This is a genomic window from Mesorhizobium sp. M0772 (genome assembly GCF_040320135.1).
GTDB lineage: Bacteria > Pseudomonadota > Alphaproteobacteria > Rhizobiales > Rhizobiaceae > Mesorhizobium.
The window spans coordinates 23,584-37,921 of record NZ_JAMYPB010000001.1 but is presented as its reverse complement, the minus strand read 5'-3'; the positions used below and the strand labels follow the sequence as shown (position 1 = coordinate 37,921).

10 protein-coding genes and 1 pseudogene are annotated in these 14,338 nt (G+C 60.9%); 3 read left to right on the top strand and 8 right to left on the bottom strand.

Annotated elements, in window-relative coordinates; genetic code table 11:
* Positions 1–13: 13 nt before the first annotated feature.
* The 8 genes from NKI06_RS00180 to NKI06_RS00145 form a co-directional block, all read right to left on the bottom strand.
* Positions 14–2,335, bottom strand: a complete 2,322-nt coding sequence (locus NKI06_RS00180; RefSeq protein WP_352983421.1) for a Tex family protein — start codon at positions 2,333–2,335, stop codon at positions 14–16.
* Positions 2,336–2,449: 114 nt separating this feature from the next.
* Positions 2,450–3,631 carry a serine hydrolase domain-containing protein gene (locus tag NKI06_RS00175; RefSeq protein ID WP_352983419.1) on the bottom strand — a complete coding sequence of 394 codons (1,182 nt, stop codon included), beginning with the start codon at positions 3,629–3,631 and terminating at the stop codon, positions 2,450–2,452.
* Positions 3,632–3,664: 33 nt separating this feature from the next.
* The gene (locus NKI06_RS00170) at positions 3,665–4,861 is read right to left on the bottom strand and encodes a serine hydrolase domain-containing protein (RefSeq protein WP_023691711.1); all 1,197 of its coding nucleotides are present in this window, start codon (positions 4,859–4,861) and stop codon (positions 3,665–3,667) included.
* Positions 4,862–4,923: 62 nt separating this feature from the next.
* Positions 4,924–5,958 (bottom strand): ABC transporter substrate-binding protein, encoded by a 1,035-nt coding sequence (locus tag NKI06_RS00165; protein ID WP_023804756.1) that lies wholly within the window; start codon positions 5,956–5,958, stop codon positions 4,924–4,926.
* Positions 5,959–5,981: 23 nt separating this feature from the next.
* Complete coding sequence (locus tag NKI06_RS00160; RefSeq protein WP_023671766.1) at positions 5,982–6,782, bottom strand: ABC transporter permease; 801 nt, start codon at positions 6,780–6,782, stop codon at positions 5,982–5,984.
* Positions 6,775–7,695, bottom strand: coding sequence for an ABC transporter permease (locus NKI06_RS00155; protein ID WP_023691712.1), 921 nt, complete (start codon positions 7,693–7,695; stop codon positions 6,775–6,777). Before NKI06_RS00155 ends, NKI06_RS00160 begins: the two co-directional genes overlap by 8 nt.
* Positions 7,696–7,697: 2 nt before the next feature.
* On the bottom strand, positions 7,698–8,798 hold the full coding sequence (locus NKI06_RS00150) for an ABC transporter ATP-binding protein (RefSeq protein ID WP_023699750.1): 1,101 nt from the start codon (positions 8,796–8,798) through the stop codon (positions 7,698–7,700).
* Positions 8,799–8,954: 156 nt separating this feature from the next.
* Entirely contained in the window at positions 8,955–10,634 is a 1,680-nt protein-coding gene (locus tag NKI06_RS00145; protein WP_352983416.1) for an amidohydrolase, read from the bottom strand.
* A gap of 277 nt (positions 10,635–10,911) precedes the next feature.
* Between NKI06_RS00145 and NKI06_RS00140 the strand changes: the two genes are divergently transcribed.
* The 3 genes and pseudogenes from NKI06_RS00140 to NKI06_RS00130 all read left to right on the top strand — a co-directional run bounded on the left by NKI06_RS00140 (position 10,912) and on the right by NKI06_RS00130 (position 14,246).
* A complete protein-coding gene (locus NKI06_RS00140) occupies positions 10,912–11,565 on the top strand; it encodes a TetR/AcrR family transcriptional regulator (RefSeq protein WP_023686329.1) in 654 nt (217 codons plus the stop codon).
* Between the two features lie 24 nt (positions 11,566–11,589).
* Positions 11,590–12,621: a histone deacetylase family protein gene (locus tag NKI06_RS00135; RefSeq protein ID WP_352983415.1), complete on the top strand. Its 1,032-nt coding sequence runs from the start codon at positions 11,590–11,592 to the stop codon at positions 12,619–12,621.
* Between the two features lie 326 nt (positions 12,622–12,947).
* A pseudogene (locus tag NKI06_RS00130) lies at positions 12,948–14,246 on the top strand (ImmA/IrrE family metallo-endopeptidase).
* The last annotated feature ends 92 nt before the right edge of the window (positions 14,247–14,338 follow it).

Below are 14,338 nucleotides of genomic sequence, written 5' to 3'. Positions count from 1 at the left end.
GAACCATTCGAGGCTACTTCCGCTTCAAGGCATCGGCCAGTGCTGCGCCAAACGCGCCTTGCTGTGCCGGTCGTACCGGCTGACGCTGCGGCATCGGCGAAGGTTGCGCCGGCTTGCCGCCGCCATTGTCGCGCGGCCCCTTCGGCGTCCCGCCCTCGCCGCCGTCCTTGCGCATGGACAGCGCGATGCGCTTGCGCTTGATGTCGACATCGACGACCCGCACCTTCACCACGTTGCCGGCCTTCACCACCTCATGCGCGTCCTTGATGAAACGGTCGGCCAGTTGCGAGACATGCACCAGCCCGTCCTGGTGCACGCCGATATCGACGAAGGCGCCGAAGGCAGCGACATTGGTAACGGTGCCTTCCAGAAGCATGCCGGGCTTCAGATCCTTGATGTCGTCGATGCCATCGGCAAAGGTTGCGGTCTTGAAGCCGGGGCGCGGGTCGCGGCCGGGCTTTTCCAGCTCGGCAATGATGTCGCGCACCGTCGGCAGGCCGAAGCGTTCGTCGACGAAGACTCGCGGATCGAGCGCCTTGAGCGCTGCGCTGTCGCCCATCAGCGAGCGCACATCGCGGCCGCAGGCAGCGACGATCTTCTTGGCCACGCCATAGGCTTCCGGATGGACCGACGAGGCGTCGAGCGGCTCGCTGCCATTGGCAATGCGCAGGAAGCCTGCGGACTGTTCGAACGCGCGCGGGCCGAGCCGCGCTACCTTGAGCAGTTCCTTGCGGCTGGCGAACGGCCCGGTCGCATCCCGATGCGCGACAATGGCGTCGGCAAGCGAAGCGCCTAGGCCTGACACGCGGGCCAAGAGCGGCGCCGAGGCGGTGTTGAGATCGACGCCGACAGCATTCACCGCGTCCTCCACCACCGCCTCCAGCGAGCGGCCAAGCCGGTACTGGTCGACGTCATGCTGGTACTGGCCGACGCCTATGGATTTCGGCTCGATCTTGACCAGTTCGGCGAGCGGGTCCTGCAGGCGCCTGGCGATCGACACCGCACCGCGCAGCGACACGTCGAGCCCGGGAAACTCAGCCGCCGCTGTCGCCGAGGCCGAATAGACCGAGGCGCCGGCCTCGCTGACGATCACCTTGAGCGGCTTTGGCCCACCATCCGAAGGCATGTCGGACAGCATGTCGGCGACCAGCTTTTCAGTCTCGCGGCTGCCGGTGCCGTTGCCGATCGAGATCAGCTCGACCTTATGCTGGCGGATGAGTGCTGCGAGATGGGCCTGTGTGCCGCGCACATCGTTCCGCGGCGGAAATGGATAGACGGTCGTCGTCGCCAGCACCTTGCCGGTGCCATCTACCACCGCGACCTTGACGCCGGTGCGGATGCCGGGATCGAGCCCCATGGTCGGCCGCGAGCCGGCGGGTGCCGCCAGAAGCAAATCCTTGAGGTTGCGTGCAAAGACATGGATCGCCTCTTCCTCCGCCCGCTCGCGCAGGTCACGCATCAAATCGAGCGTCAGGTGCAGCGAAAGCTTGATCCGCCAGGTCCAGCCGACGACTTCCATCAGCCAGCGGTCGCCCGGCAGGCTGCCGCCGATGGCGTAGGCATTGGCGATCATCCGCTCGACCGGCTTCACCGGCGAGGCATCGTCGGCATCGACCTCTATGTCGAGCGACAACACCTCTTCGTTGCGGCCGCGCAGCATGGCCAGCGCACGGTGGCTCGGAACATTGGCCCAGCGCTCGACATGCTCGAAATAGTCGGAGAATTTCGCCCCGGCCTCCTGCTTACCGTCGACGACACGGGCACGCATGAAAGCGCGCTCCTTCATGTAGGTGCGAAGCTTGCCGACCAGATCGGCATTTTCCGCGAACTGTTCCGACAGGATGTCGCGTGCGCCTTCCAGTGCGGCCTTGGCGTCGGTCACATCCTCGGTCACATAAGCCAGCGCCGCCTCGGCGGGCACCAACGACCGGTTGGCCAAAATAGCCTCCGCCAATGGCCCCAGTCCGCGCTCCCGGGCGATCTCGGCCTTGGTGCGCCGCTTGGGCTTGTAGGGCAGGTAGATGTCTTCCAGTTCAGCCTTGGTGGCGGCAGCCACAATTTTGGCCTCAAGTTCTTCGGTCAGCTTGCCCTGCTCGCGGATCGAACCGAGAATGGTATCGCGGCGCGCATCGAGTTCGCGCAGATAGGCCAATCGCTCGGCAAGGTCGCGCAATTGGGTGTCGTCGAGCCCGCCGGTGACCTCCTTGCGGTAGCGCGCCACAAACGGCACCGTCGCGCCCTCATCGAGCAGCCCTATAGCTGCCGATGCCTGCTCCGGCCGCGCCCCGATCTCTGCCGCGATGATGGATGCGATGCGTTTGCTGTCTGCTGCCATGCTGGTCCCTGTCGCAAAGAGCGGCGACCATAGGCGCTGATGTCCGTCACGCCAACCGCAGTGTTCTCAAGCGTCAAAGAGGTCCACAGGAAAGCGCCTTGCTTTGGCTCGTCCTCAGACCATCCCGCTCAGCGCCTCGAAAAAGGCAACGATCTCGCGTTCGAGCGGATAATCTTCAGGCACCGGCTGCGACCCCATTTTTGCAATCACCACTTCCATCTTCGGATCGACGTAGAGCCATTGGCCGTGGATGCCGATGCCGCAGAAAGCACCGTTTGCCGCACCCGTTTGGTACCACTTGTTGCGATAGCGGCCCTTCGGGAACAGATGCACCATCGTGCCGCGCTGCCAAGCCTCCGCGCTGCCGCCGGCAACAGTCGTATCGTGCACCCAGGCTTCCGGCACGATGCGCCGCCCATTGGCCGTGCCGCCCTGCCGCACCATCTCGCCAATACGCGCCAGGTCGCGCGGCGTCACCGAAATGCCGCCGGCGGTGCGCGCCGTACCTTCCATGTCGACGCCGATCGAAGCCTCGCTGACAGCACCCAGCGGCAGCCACAGTTTCTCGCGCATCAGGTCCGGGAAGCGCTGGCCGGAAGCTCGTTCGAGCAACAGGCCGAGCAGATCGGAATTGGGCGAACGGTAGCGGAAGGTTTTGCCGTGCGGTTCTTCGAGCCGCTGCAAGGTCAGAATGAATTCGCGCAAGCTTTCAGTGCCGCCGCCCGGATTCCACAGCGTAGCGCGACGGTAACGGGCAAAGGCGCTTTCGGGATCGAGATAGGCCTCCTCGAAGTCGAGGCTGACGCTCATATCGAGCACATGCCGGCAGCTTGCATCGGCATAGGCCGAACCGGCGGCTTCCGGAATGTACTGGGTCACCGGCGCTTCCGGGTCGAACACGCCCTCGCCTTCCAGTATTCCGGCGATGATCGCGGTGACCGATTTGCTGATCGAAAAGATGATGTGACGGGCGCCGAAATCCATATTGGGCGCGAACCAGTCGCCGATGACCTTGCCAGCCTTCATCACCGTCAGCGCGTCGCTGCTCGAACGTGTGAGGAATTCGGCCACCGTTTCCGGGGCGCTGGCGATCGAAACCTTTTCGCCGAGCAGGCCGCTCAGGTCCCGCACCGGCGCTTCGACGCTTCCCGGCGTCGCCGCCACGGGAGCGGTCGGCACCAGCTCGCCAAGGTTCTGGAACGACCAGCGGTTGAACGGGCTTTCGCGCCAGTTGGAGAGCAGCACCTCATTGCGGGCAAAGCCGTAGCGGGTCTCGAACGCAGTCTTGCCGGTCATGAACGTTTCCTCAGAGGGATGGTTTGTTGTGGGTCAACCAAGCGCCTTGGCGATGGCGTGCACCGCCTTCAGCGTTGCCACCGAATAGGCGACATTGCTGAAATCCGGATAGCTTGAAAGCTTGACCACGACCATGCCGGTGTCCCAGTCGATATGGATCATCTGCCCGAACACGCCTCGGCACATCAAAGCGCGCGTGCGCGGATTCTCGATCCAGAACTGGTTGCGATAGCTGCCCTCCGGCAGGCTCGGATTGAAGTCCGGCCCATGCTTGCCGTTGCGCGTCGCCTCGATCCAGTCGGCCGGCACGATGCCGCGGCCCTTGTCGAGGATCAGCTGGCCGAAGCGGGCGTAATCGCGCAGCGTCGCGTTGAAGCCGCCATCGGCCAGCGCATAGCCGGCGCTGTCGACCGTGAAGCAAGCGCTTTCGTCGGCGCCGAGCTTCTGCCACAGCTCCTCGGACACCAGCTGCGCCAGACGTTTACCGGTGACCCGCTCCATGATGAAGGCAAGCACGTCGGTCTCGATCGAGCGGTACTCGAACGCGGCGCCATGCGGCCGCACCTTGTCCTTCAGCTGCAGGATCAACTCGAACAGATGCGGCGGCCATTGGAAATCCGGATCGCTGTCCGGCGGCACCGGCTTCCAGCCCGTGGCGACATCAACCTGGCCGATGTCGGAGTAACGGTCGGTGTATTCCTCGGAAAACCGCACGCCGGTGGTCATATCCAGCACATGCTGCACGCTGGCGCCGTCCCAGCCGGTCGCGCCGAGCTCCGGCAGATAGGCGCTCACCGGTTTGGCCGGGTCGATCAAGCCGCGCCCAACCAGAATACCGAATACGGTGCCTGTTACCGACTTCGCCATCGACTGCGACAGATGCAGCGTGCGCTCGGCCATGCCGTTGAAATAGCGCTCATAGGCGACCTTGCCGTCTTTGAGCACCAGGAAGCCGTCCGTGTAGGTCTCGTCGAGCAGGCCAACGAGCGTCGTCGGACGGCCCTTGCTGTCTTCCACCGGCAGCGCGTCGAGATCGGTCTCTGCGCGCTCAAGACGATGGCGATGGCCATTACCGCGCCAGACCTCGATGGTCGGCAGGAATTCGCGGATGTGTTGGAAGGCCCAGCGATTCCATGGCGGCCGGTCCCAGTCGAGCTTCGGCAGCACCATTTGAGGCGGCGAGCCCTGCATGATCGACGGCCGCGGATCGCTGTTGCGATAGGAGTCCATGAAAGCCATTCCGGAAAAGAAAAGACCCGGCGGCGCATGCCGCCGGGTCTGTCAGACTGCGGTTATTTCTGCAGTTCGGTCCAGATCTTGGTGTAGATGTCCTGGATCTCAGGCGCGCACATCTTCTGGAATTCGCCTTGTGCCTTCGCAGCCTCCGGAATGACGACTTCCGGGGCATCCTTCATATCGGCCGGCATGTATTTGTCCGAGCCGGTAATGGCGTTTGCGTAACGGTGGAAGGCCGAGAGGCCGGCCGCGTTTTCCGGATCCATGATGAAGTTCTGGAACAGCTTGGCGTTCTCGACATTTTTGGCTTCCTTGAGAACGACGACGTTATCGCTCCACAGGCCGTAGCCTTCCTTCGGATAATTGTAATGGATGGCCGGATTGGCCAGCCGCTGACGCAGCGCCGAACCGTTCCAGTCGCTGGTCGCCTTGAAGTCGCCGGCGCCCATCTTTTCGATGGTGTTGTATTCCATGGCGATCCAGTTCGGCTTGGCCGCGACAAGCGTGTCGCGCACCTTCTTCAGCACCGTCTTGTCGTCGGTGCACTGCTGGCCGCCGACATATTTGATCGCCGCGAAGATAACGTCATTCATCTCGGGAACGACATTGGTCTTGCCCTTCAGCTCGTCCGGCGTGTTGAAGATGATGCCCCAGCTGTCGGCTGGTCCCTTGTAGGCATCGGTGTTGACGACGACGCCGACGGTGCCCAGCGCCCACGGCACGGAATATTTGCGGCCGGGGTCGAAGTCTGGATTGGCCCATTCCGGCGCCACGTTCTTGAAGTTCTCCATCTTGCCCGGATCGGTCTCCTGCACGAGGCCCTCCTTGATCCAGATCGGCACGTAGGTTTGCGACGGAACGGCGATGTCGAAGCCGGTGCCGCCCTGGCGTACCTTGGCGAGCGCCGTATCGTTGGAATCGTAATCGGTGATGGTCACCTTGACGTTGTATTTGGCTTCGAACTTTTTGATCACGTCGGGGCTGGTATAGTTGCCCCAATTGTAGATGTTCAGCTCGCCATCGGCGCGGGCCAGGCTCGTCGTTGCGAGCAGCGCCAACCCCATGGCGGCTGTCGTTGTTTTCCAGTTCATGGTTTTAGCTCCCATTTGTCGGTTCAGTCTCTTTTCCTGCTGACGAAGAAAAACAACGTGACGATCGCGACCGAAAGCAGCAGGAAGGCGGTCGATATCGCGTTGATCTCAGGCGTGATGCCGCGGCGGATCTGGCCGAGCATGTAGGTGGGCAGCGTATCCTGGCCGCCCGATTTGACAAACTCGGTGATGACGACGTCATCGAGCGAGATGACGAAGGCCAGCATCAGTCCGGCCAGTATGCCGGGCCACAAAAGCGGCAGCGTGATGCGGCGGAAGGTCTTCCAAGGCGTCGCGTACAGATCGGCGGCCGCGCGCTCCAGCGTCAGGTCCATGTTTTCCAGCCGCGCCCGGATCGGCAGATAGGCGAACGGGATGCAGAACGCCGTGTGCGCGGCGATCAGATAGCCAATGCCGGAATAGCCGGTGAAGATCTTGATGCGCGAGAAGAAGATCAGCAGCGCCACGCCCGTGACGATCTCGGGCACCATCAGCGGCTGGTTGATCGCCGCATATTTGAAGGTGAGGCCCGGATAGGACGCGGTGCGCGTGGTGGCGAGCGCGGCCATGGTGGCAAAGATTGTCGACAGCACCGCAGCGACGGCGCCGATCTGGAACGAGCGTAGCGTCGCGTCGATAACTTGCACGTTCTGCCAAGCCGACTGGAACCAGCGCATCGAAAAGCCGCCCCATTCGGACGTCGAGTTCGCCGCGTTGAAGGCATAGGCGACCAGCACGATGATCGGCAGATAGAGCACGATAAAACAGGTCGCAGCGATCACCGTGAAGCCGGTCTGGTGCTTGATGGAAAAGTTCTTAGCCATGCCGCGCCCCCGACTTGCCGGCATTGCGCACATAGGCAAGCAGCGCCACCATGACGATGATCATCACCGTGATCGACAGCGCCGAGCCGAGCGGCCAGTTGCGGCCTTGGCCGAACTGCAATTCGATCAGGTTGGACAGCATCATATTCTTGCCGCCGCCAAGCACGCTCGGCGTCACATAGGCGCCAAGGGCTGGAATGAAGACCAGGATGGAGCCGGCAATGACGCCGGGTTTGACCAGCGGGAAAATGATCTTCCGCAATACCTTGAATCGGGTCGCGTAGAGGTCGTAGCCCGCCTCGACGAGGCGAAAATCAAGCTTCTCCATGCTGGCATAGATCGGCAGCACCATCAGCGGCAGATAGACATAGGCCATGCCGATCAGAATCGCCGTGTCGGTGAAGAGGATCTGCACCGGCGCTGAGACGATACCAAGCTTGATAAGGATGGTGTTGATGATGCCTTCGTTGCGGATGATCTGCAGCACGGCGAAGGTGCGGATCAGAAGGTTGGTCCAGAACGGAATGGTGATCAGGAACAGCCAGAGATCCCTGGTTTTCTCGCTGCGCGTCGCCATGAAATAGGCGGTTGGAAACCCCAATGCCAAAGTGGCGATCGTCGTTATCACCGCCAGCTTGATCGAGCGCCAGAAGATGGTGACATGCGCTGCCGCAAGCGAAAGCGTATCGTCGAAAATGTCGCGTTCCATGAACACCGACAGCCAGGCATCGGGCGAAAACTGCCACTTCACATCGCCATAGGGGCCAGGCGTCAGGAACGAGTAGATCAGCACGATCAGCAAGGGGCCGGTCGCGGCGAGGAAGATCACCAGCAAGGCTGGCGCTGACAGCAGCCACCGGTCGCGCACATCACGCCGCTCCGCTGCCTTGGCGACTTGTTCCGCGGTCGCCATGATCAGTCCTTCAGCACTTGCGCGGCGTCGTTGCCGATCGTGATGCCGATCTGGCCGCCCTGCACGAAGCCGTCACCGGCGCCGCGGCTGTTCTGACGCCGCACGATGAACGGCTCGCCACCGGCAAGGCGCAGATGAAAGTGCGTGTCGGTGCCGAGATAGACGATGTTTTCGACGGTGCCGGACAGCGAAGCGCTCGGGCTGGCCGTGCCCAACTGCGCATGCTCTGGGCGCACGACGATGGTGACCTTGCCGCTGGGGCTGAAGCCTTCCGGCAGCGAGGCTGGGATTTCCACACCAGACGGCAGCTTCACCGTCGCCCGGCCACCAGTCGCGCTAACCACATCCGCCTTGAGGAAGTTCGACTCGCCGATGAAGTCGGCGACGAAACGCTCGGCCGGCCGGTCGTAGATGTCGCGCGGCGAGCCGACCTGCAGGATTTTGCCCGACGACATCACCGCGATGCGGTCCGACATGGTCAGCGCTTCCTCCTGGTCGTGGGTGACGAAGATGAAGGTAATTCCGGTCTCGTGCTGCAGCCGCTTCAATTCGATCTGCATTTCCTTGCGCAGCTTGTAGTCGAGCGCCGAGAGCGGTTCGTCGAGCAGGAGCACCTTGGGCTGCGGCGCCAGCGCCCGGGCGAGCGCCACGCGCTGCTGCTGGCCGCCGGAGATCTGGCTGGTTCGGCGACCCGCCAGCGCCTCCATCTTCACCAGTTTCAGCATCTCGGCGACGCGCGCCTTGATCTCGGCCTTCGGCTTGCCCAGCATTTCCAGGCCAAAGCCGATATTGTCGGCGACCGTCATATGCGGGAACAGCGCGTAGGATTGGAAGACGGTGTTGACCGGCCGCTTGAAGGGCGGCAACGGCGCGATGTCCTGACCGTAGAGAAGGATTTCGCCGGCGGTTGGAAAGTCGAAGCCGGCAATCAGCCGCAGCAACGTGGTCTTGCCGCAGCCGGATGGTCCCAGCAGGGTGAAGAACTCATTCTCGCGGATGGATACCGAGACCGTATCGAGGGCAGCAACCTGCCCCTCACCCGATCCGAAAATTTTACTGACGTTTACGACTTCAATTGCATTCCGATCCGGTTTTTCCGGCACGATACGCCTCACTGTTGACCCCGCTCTTGCTGGCGGAGTTTTTCCCCTGTTCGATGTGACCACACGGCCGGTTGGTTGGCAAGTCCGGCATTGAACCACAGTTCAGTCGGTCATTTCGTCTTGCAAGCGGCAAGCTGTGCAAGCCGCATGCCATTGTCAGGCCTGGTAGGTTACCTTGCCACCGCAGACCGTCGTCACCGGTCGCAGCTTGTGCAGATCGGCCGGCGCCGTCTTCTCGATATCGGCCGACAAAACCACCAGATCCGCCATGTAGCCGGGTTTCAGAACGCCTTTGCGATGCTCGGCGAATTCGGCATAGGCGCCCTCGACCGTGTAGGCGGCAATCGCTTCCTGCAGCGAGAAACTCTGGTCAGGATCGCCTTCTGCCCATGGTTTGCGCTGCACTGCCGCCTGAATGCTCAGGATCGGGTCGATCGCTGCCACCGGCCAGTCCGAGGCGAACACGACATGGGCGCCGGCGCTTTTCAGGGTGCGCCAGGCATAGCTCAGCGGCCAGCGGGCCGGCCCGATGCGTGACACCGTCGGCTCCAGCGGAAAATCCATGGCGCCGGGCGGATGCGACGGCTGCATCGAGGCGATGACGCCGAGTTCGGCAAAACGCGGCACGTCGGCTGCTGTGGTGACCTCGATGTGCTCAACCCTGTGCCGGCTGTCGCGCTTGCCATTGACCTTCTGCGCCGCCTCGTAACCGTCGAGCACTGCGCGCACGGCGCCGTCACCGATCGAGTGCACGGCGATCTGCAGCCCGCGTTTGTCGATAGCCACGGCGAGATCGATAAATTGCTGCGGCGTGAACAGCGGCTCGCCGACCCAGTCGGGACGATCCGCATAGGGTTCGACCATAACCGCGGTCCAGGAATCGAGCACGCCGTCATAGAACACCTTGACCATGCCCGATGACAGCCACTCGCTGTCGTAGCGCTCGGCCATGACGGACGCCTTCTCGAGCATGTCGAGCGTCATGAAATTCTTGTAGTGGAACGGGATCTTGACGCGGCAGGGCAGGCCTTCCTCGGCCTCGATCTCGGAAAGCAATTCGAGTTGGTAGAGATTGCCGTCCATGTTCTGGATCGAGGTGATGCCGTGGCGCGCGCACCAGGCAAGTCCGCGCCGCATGATGTCACGGTCAGCGGCCCGCTCGGCGGCCGACGGCATTGGGTCCGGCTCGCCGCCGGTCGACAGCCCCAACCGCACCCGGCTTTCGCCGGCAAGGTCGAGCACCGGACCGAAGGCCTCGCCCTCGCGCAATTCGCCCGCGGCCAGGCCGTCGTCACCCATCACGATCTCGTTGCCCGGACCGAGCGTGCGTCCCTTCAGGATGCCGGCCATCTCCAACGCCTTGGTGTTGGCCCACATCGTATGGTGGTCGGGCGCCACCATGCAGAAGGGGCGGTCGGGCAGGATGGCGTCGAGATGATGGCGTGTCACCCGCTCGCCGCCGAGCACGGTGTAGTCGACGCCCTGGCCCACAAGCATTTTCGCCTCGGGCCGCGTCGTTGCGTAGTCGCGGATGGCGCTTTGAAGCGCCTCGAAGCCATGGATACCGCCGAGTTGAAGATGCGCGAGCTCGGCCCCTCCCGAGAACAGATGCATGTGGGCTTCGATGAAACCGGGCAGGACCGAACCGCCCTTGGCGTCGATCACCTCTGTGGTCGTTCCCTTGAGTTTTTCGATGGCGGCGTGGTTGCCTATGGCGATGATGGCGCCGTCCTTGACGGCAATCGCCTCGGCGGCGGGATTGTCATCGTCCATGGTCCGCACGCGACCATTGATGACGATCAGATCAGCATTTTGACCCGCACCCGTGACAGACATCGCGACTCCGCGCTTTTGACGACTGGCTGAGACCGACAACCCTCTTGTCCGACAAGCTGCCACTCCGCTGGAGCGGCGTTATCGGACGAAAACTGATGCCAGTGCGCTGTTTCGAAATTCCCCTTGTGATCTCTCAAAACAGCGTGGATAAAAGAATGCGACTAATTATTCGCGTTTGTCAACGTGCCGAATTTCGAATGTATTGTGGACAACACACCACGCCAATGTTGAGACCGGGACCTGTGTTGAAACCGGCAGGGAACGAAGGCATCAATCCGTGAAGCGCAGTCTCAGCCGCGAAACCAGGATGGCGCTCGAACCGCGCAAGCAGCCGCGGCAGGAACGGTCGAGCAAGGTGGTCGACCGGATACTCGACGCGGCTTTGATCCTGACGCGGGAGCAGGGAACCAAGACGCCGACGACGCTCGCCATTGCCCGGCGCGCGGGCCTGTCGGTCGGTTCGGTCTACCAGTACTTTCCCAACAAGGAAGCCATTCTCCTCGACCTCGCCCGGCGCTGGCTGTCGTCGTTTCCCGAGGTGATCGCCAGGCGCATCGAGGTCACCCCACCCACCAACCGCGACGAGTTTCGGCAGGAGGTGCGCAAGCTCTTCATCGATACCTCCAGAATATATCTCGAAAACGCCACCCTGATGCCGGTGATCGAGGCGATATCCGGCAATGCCGACCTCAGGCCGATCCAGGACGAATATGACGAGCAGATCATCGCGCTTTACGCCGCGTGGCTGCAGCATGTGAACCCGGCCCTTGAAGACAAGATCGCCAGCCGACTCGGCGTGCTGATGATGGATGTCGGGCACGCCTGCCGGCTTGTGGGGTTGAAGCGGGATCGCAAGACATACGACCTCATCGAGGACGATGTGGAAAGAATGTGGCTCGCTCTGGTCACCCCCTATCTCAACCTTGACTGATTTCGCTATTTCGAGAGGAAATTCATGAAGACTGTCTATTCGCCGCTTCATGCCGGCCATGCCGGCCAGATGGAACTGGTCACGTCGGCAATCGTGCCGGGTTTCGAAAAGCCGTCGCGGGCCGAGTTCATCAAGGCGCGGGTCGAGAGCGAGAAGCTGGGGCCGATCATCGGACCGGTCGAGCACGATCTCACAGCCGCCAAGCGCATCCACAAGGCCGACTATATCGACTTCCTGCCGACCGTCTGGCCGGCGTGGAAGGCCGCCGGCTTCGAGGGCACGGCGATGCCCTTCACCTGGCCGACGCGCGGCCTGCGCGGCGACGTGCCACCCAAGCGCGTCGACGCCTTGCTCGGCTACTATTCCTTCGACGCCGGCGCCACCTTCGTCGAAGGCACATGGACCGCGATCAAATCGTCCTATGACGTGGCGCTGACGACGGCGGCCTTGGTCAAGGGTGGCGAGCGGTCGGCCTTCGCGCTCTGCCGCCCGCCCGGCCATCACGCCGGTGCCGGGTTCATGGGCGGTTACTGCTACATCAACAATGCCGCGGTCGCCGCGCAGTGGTTCCTCGATCAGGGCGCAAAACGCGTCTCGATCCTCGACGTCGACTATCACCACGGCAATGGCACGCAGGAGATCTTCTATGAACGCGCCGACGTGCAGGTTCTCAACCTGCATGGCGATCCCATGGTGGAGTATCCGTTCTTCCTCGGCCATGCCGACGAACGCGGCGCCGGCGCCGGCGAAGGTTTCAACGTCAATTATCCCATGCCCTTCGGCACCAATTGGGACGCCTGGAACGCCTCGCTGGAGGACGCTTGCGCCAAGCTCGCCGCCTACGCCCCCGATATCGTCATCGTGTCGCTCGGCGTCGACACCTTCGAGAAGGACCCGATCAGCCAGTTCAAGCTGAAAAGCCCGGACTATCCGAAGATCGGCCGGCGCATCGCAAAGCTCGGCCTGCCGACGCTGTTCGTGATGGAAGGCGGCTATGCCGTCGAGGAGATCGGCATCAACGCCGTCGGCGTGCTGACCGGCTTCGAGGACAAGTAGGGGCAACGAGGGCGTCAGCAAGACGCCCTTCATTCGCGGCACGCTGGCGCGAGATGGAAGCCGCTAGTCGGCAATCCAACCCTGCCGCCGTTCAGAGTGCTTCAGTCGTTACCCGAACCTGCCGTTCGTCCGTGGCCTAGCAACGGCAGAGCCGGTCCTTGGAATTGGCCTGTCGCGCTGGAGCGTAATGCTTCTACGCAACAGGTTGATTGTTCTCGCGAAGCGTCTTGTTCACGCGATTCCTCCAGGGATAAATTCACTTTGCAAAAGCTGCTGGCAAAGTAGAACATATGCGGCTTTCCTGAACTCTTAGCCTCGAGGCAAGCGTGAATTCGACCAGCAAAGGTGATAAACTAGAAGACGCATTCCACCGCTACCTTGTCGACCAAAAAGATCGCGGGGAGCTAGTTTTTGGCGCGTATCCATCGCAAAACTGCAAAATTTATAAGAAGAAAGAATACTATTGTCGCGAACGCGAGGCATACGTTGAATTCGATGTCGTTTTGGAACTGTACCGAACTGGCAGCGATGTCCCACACCTATACGTCATATTCGAGTGCAAGAATCATGACGCCAGCGTCTCCGAAATATACGTCAACGATTTTTCATCGAAGATTGGCCGGATATTTCCGCATGCGTCGAAAGGGGTCATAGTAGTAACTTCGAGGCTGCAGTCTGGAGCAGAGATGGTCGCCAGAAATGGCGCGATGGGCATTGTAAAATTCGACGAGCATGGTTTGGAAATCGTTGCGGATCGCAAAAGTTCTTTTCTGGAACATGGCTTCGTGCGCGCCCAAATTTTCAGAAGCGATGATGTCGCTAAGTCTCTAAAGTTCTCCGGTTTCCATGACGGCAAATTTTTCGCAACCTTAGACGAGTTGCTGACAGATCTGGATCCAGAGGCAGCCGCTCTCTCTCGATACGATCTCGAAGCCGGGGGTCGATCGGTGCCCTTCTTATCGATAGAGCAAATCAAAGTGGCCGCAGAGAAAGCGCTCAAATCAATCGATTACACGTCCGATGCAGTAGACTTACCCAAGCTTTGCCAAATGCTATCTATTGATTTACAGTTTTCTGATCGTGAAATGATCGACGTTGACGGGACCCCGATCTTGGGGTCGGCAAACTTCAGGCGAAAAATGATTATGATAAACTCACACTCGCTCCAGACACGAGAGCGCTTTACGGTTGCACACGAGATTGGCCATTTCGTTTTGGACCATGAACGATATCTACGCTCTGAGACCATTGTCGAGCGAGACCTTTTCATTACGAATGAGAATTCTAACAGATTTAATTATGAAAGATTATAGTATCAGGCAAACGCATTCTCGGCTGAACTGATATTACCCGATGAAATTTTTCTACAAAAAACAGCACAGACTCGCCGACAATTAGATATAAAAGATCGAGGGCACGGGTATATATTTGTCGACGACCAGCCATGCAATTTTCTTGTCTACAATGAATTACTTTCGCGCCTATCAACGTACTTTGCGGTTTCGAAGCAGGCAATCGAAGTGAAATTTAAGAAGTCGAAAATGCTGACCGATCAAAGAAGAAGGAATGAAATTCCACCGATAGCCAGCCTCATTAACGTCCTGACGTCATTTCAAAAGCATTGAGTTGTATCAACAAAAAATATGAAGGCGTGTCGCGAGGCGACAGAATTTAGGACAGCTGCCGTAGCGTCGCCATCCTGAAACCTGCCTATCCG

Bases quoted from the DNA above. Each gene is read 5' to 3' on its own strand.
- NKI06_RS00145 (WP_352983416.1), bottom strand. From the start codon at position 10,634: ATGTCTGTCACGGGTGCGGGTCAAAATGCTGATCTGATCGTCATCAAT.
- NKI06_RS00180 (WP_352983421.1), bottom strand. From the start codon at position 2,335: ATGGCAGCAGACAGCAAACGCATCGCATCCATCATCGCGGCAGAGATC.
- NKI06_RS00135 (WP_352983415.1), top strand. From the start codon at position 11,590: ATGAAGACTGTCTATTCGCCGCTTCATGCCGGCCATGCCGGCCAGATG.
- NKI06_RS00165 (WP_023804756.1), bottom strand. From the start codon at position 5,958: ATGAACTGGAAAACAACGACAGCCGCCATGGGGTTGGCGCTGCTCGCA.
- NKI06_RS00155 (WP_023691712.1), bottom strand. From the start codon at position 7,695: ATGGCGACCGCGGAACAAGTCGCCAAGGCAGCGGAGCGGCGTGATGTG.
- NKI06_RS00170 (WP_023691711.1), bottom strand. From the start codon at position 4,861: ATGGACTCCTATCGCAACAGCGATCCGCGGCCGTCGATCATGCAGGGC.
- NKI06_RS00160 (WP_023671766.1), bottom strand. From the start codon at position 6,782: ATGGCTAAGAACTTTTCCATCAAGCACCAGACCGGCTTCACGGTGATC.
- NKI06_RS00175 (WP_352983419.1), bottom strand. From the start codon at position 3,631: ATGACCGGCAAGACTGCGTTCGAGACCCGCTACGGCTTTGCCCGCAAT.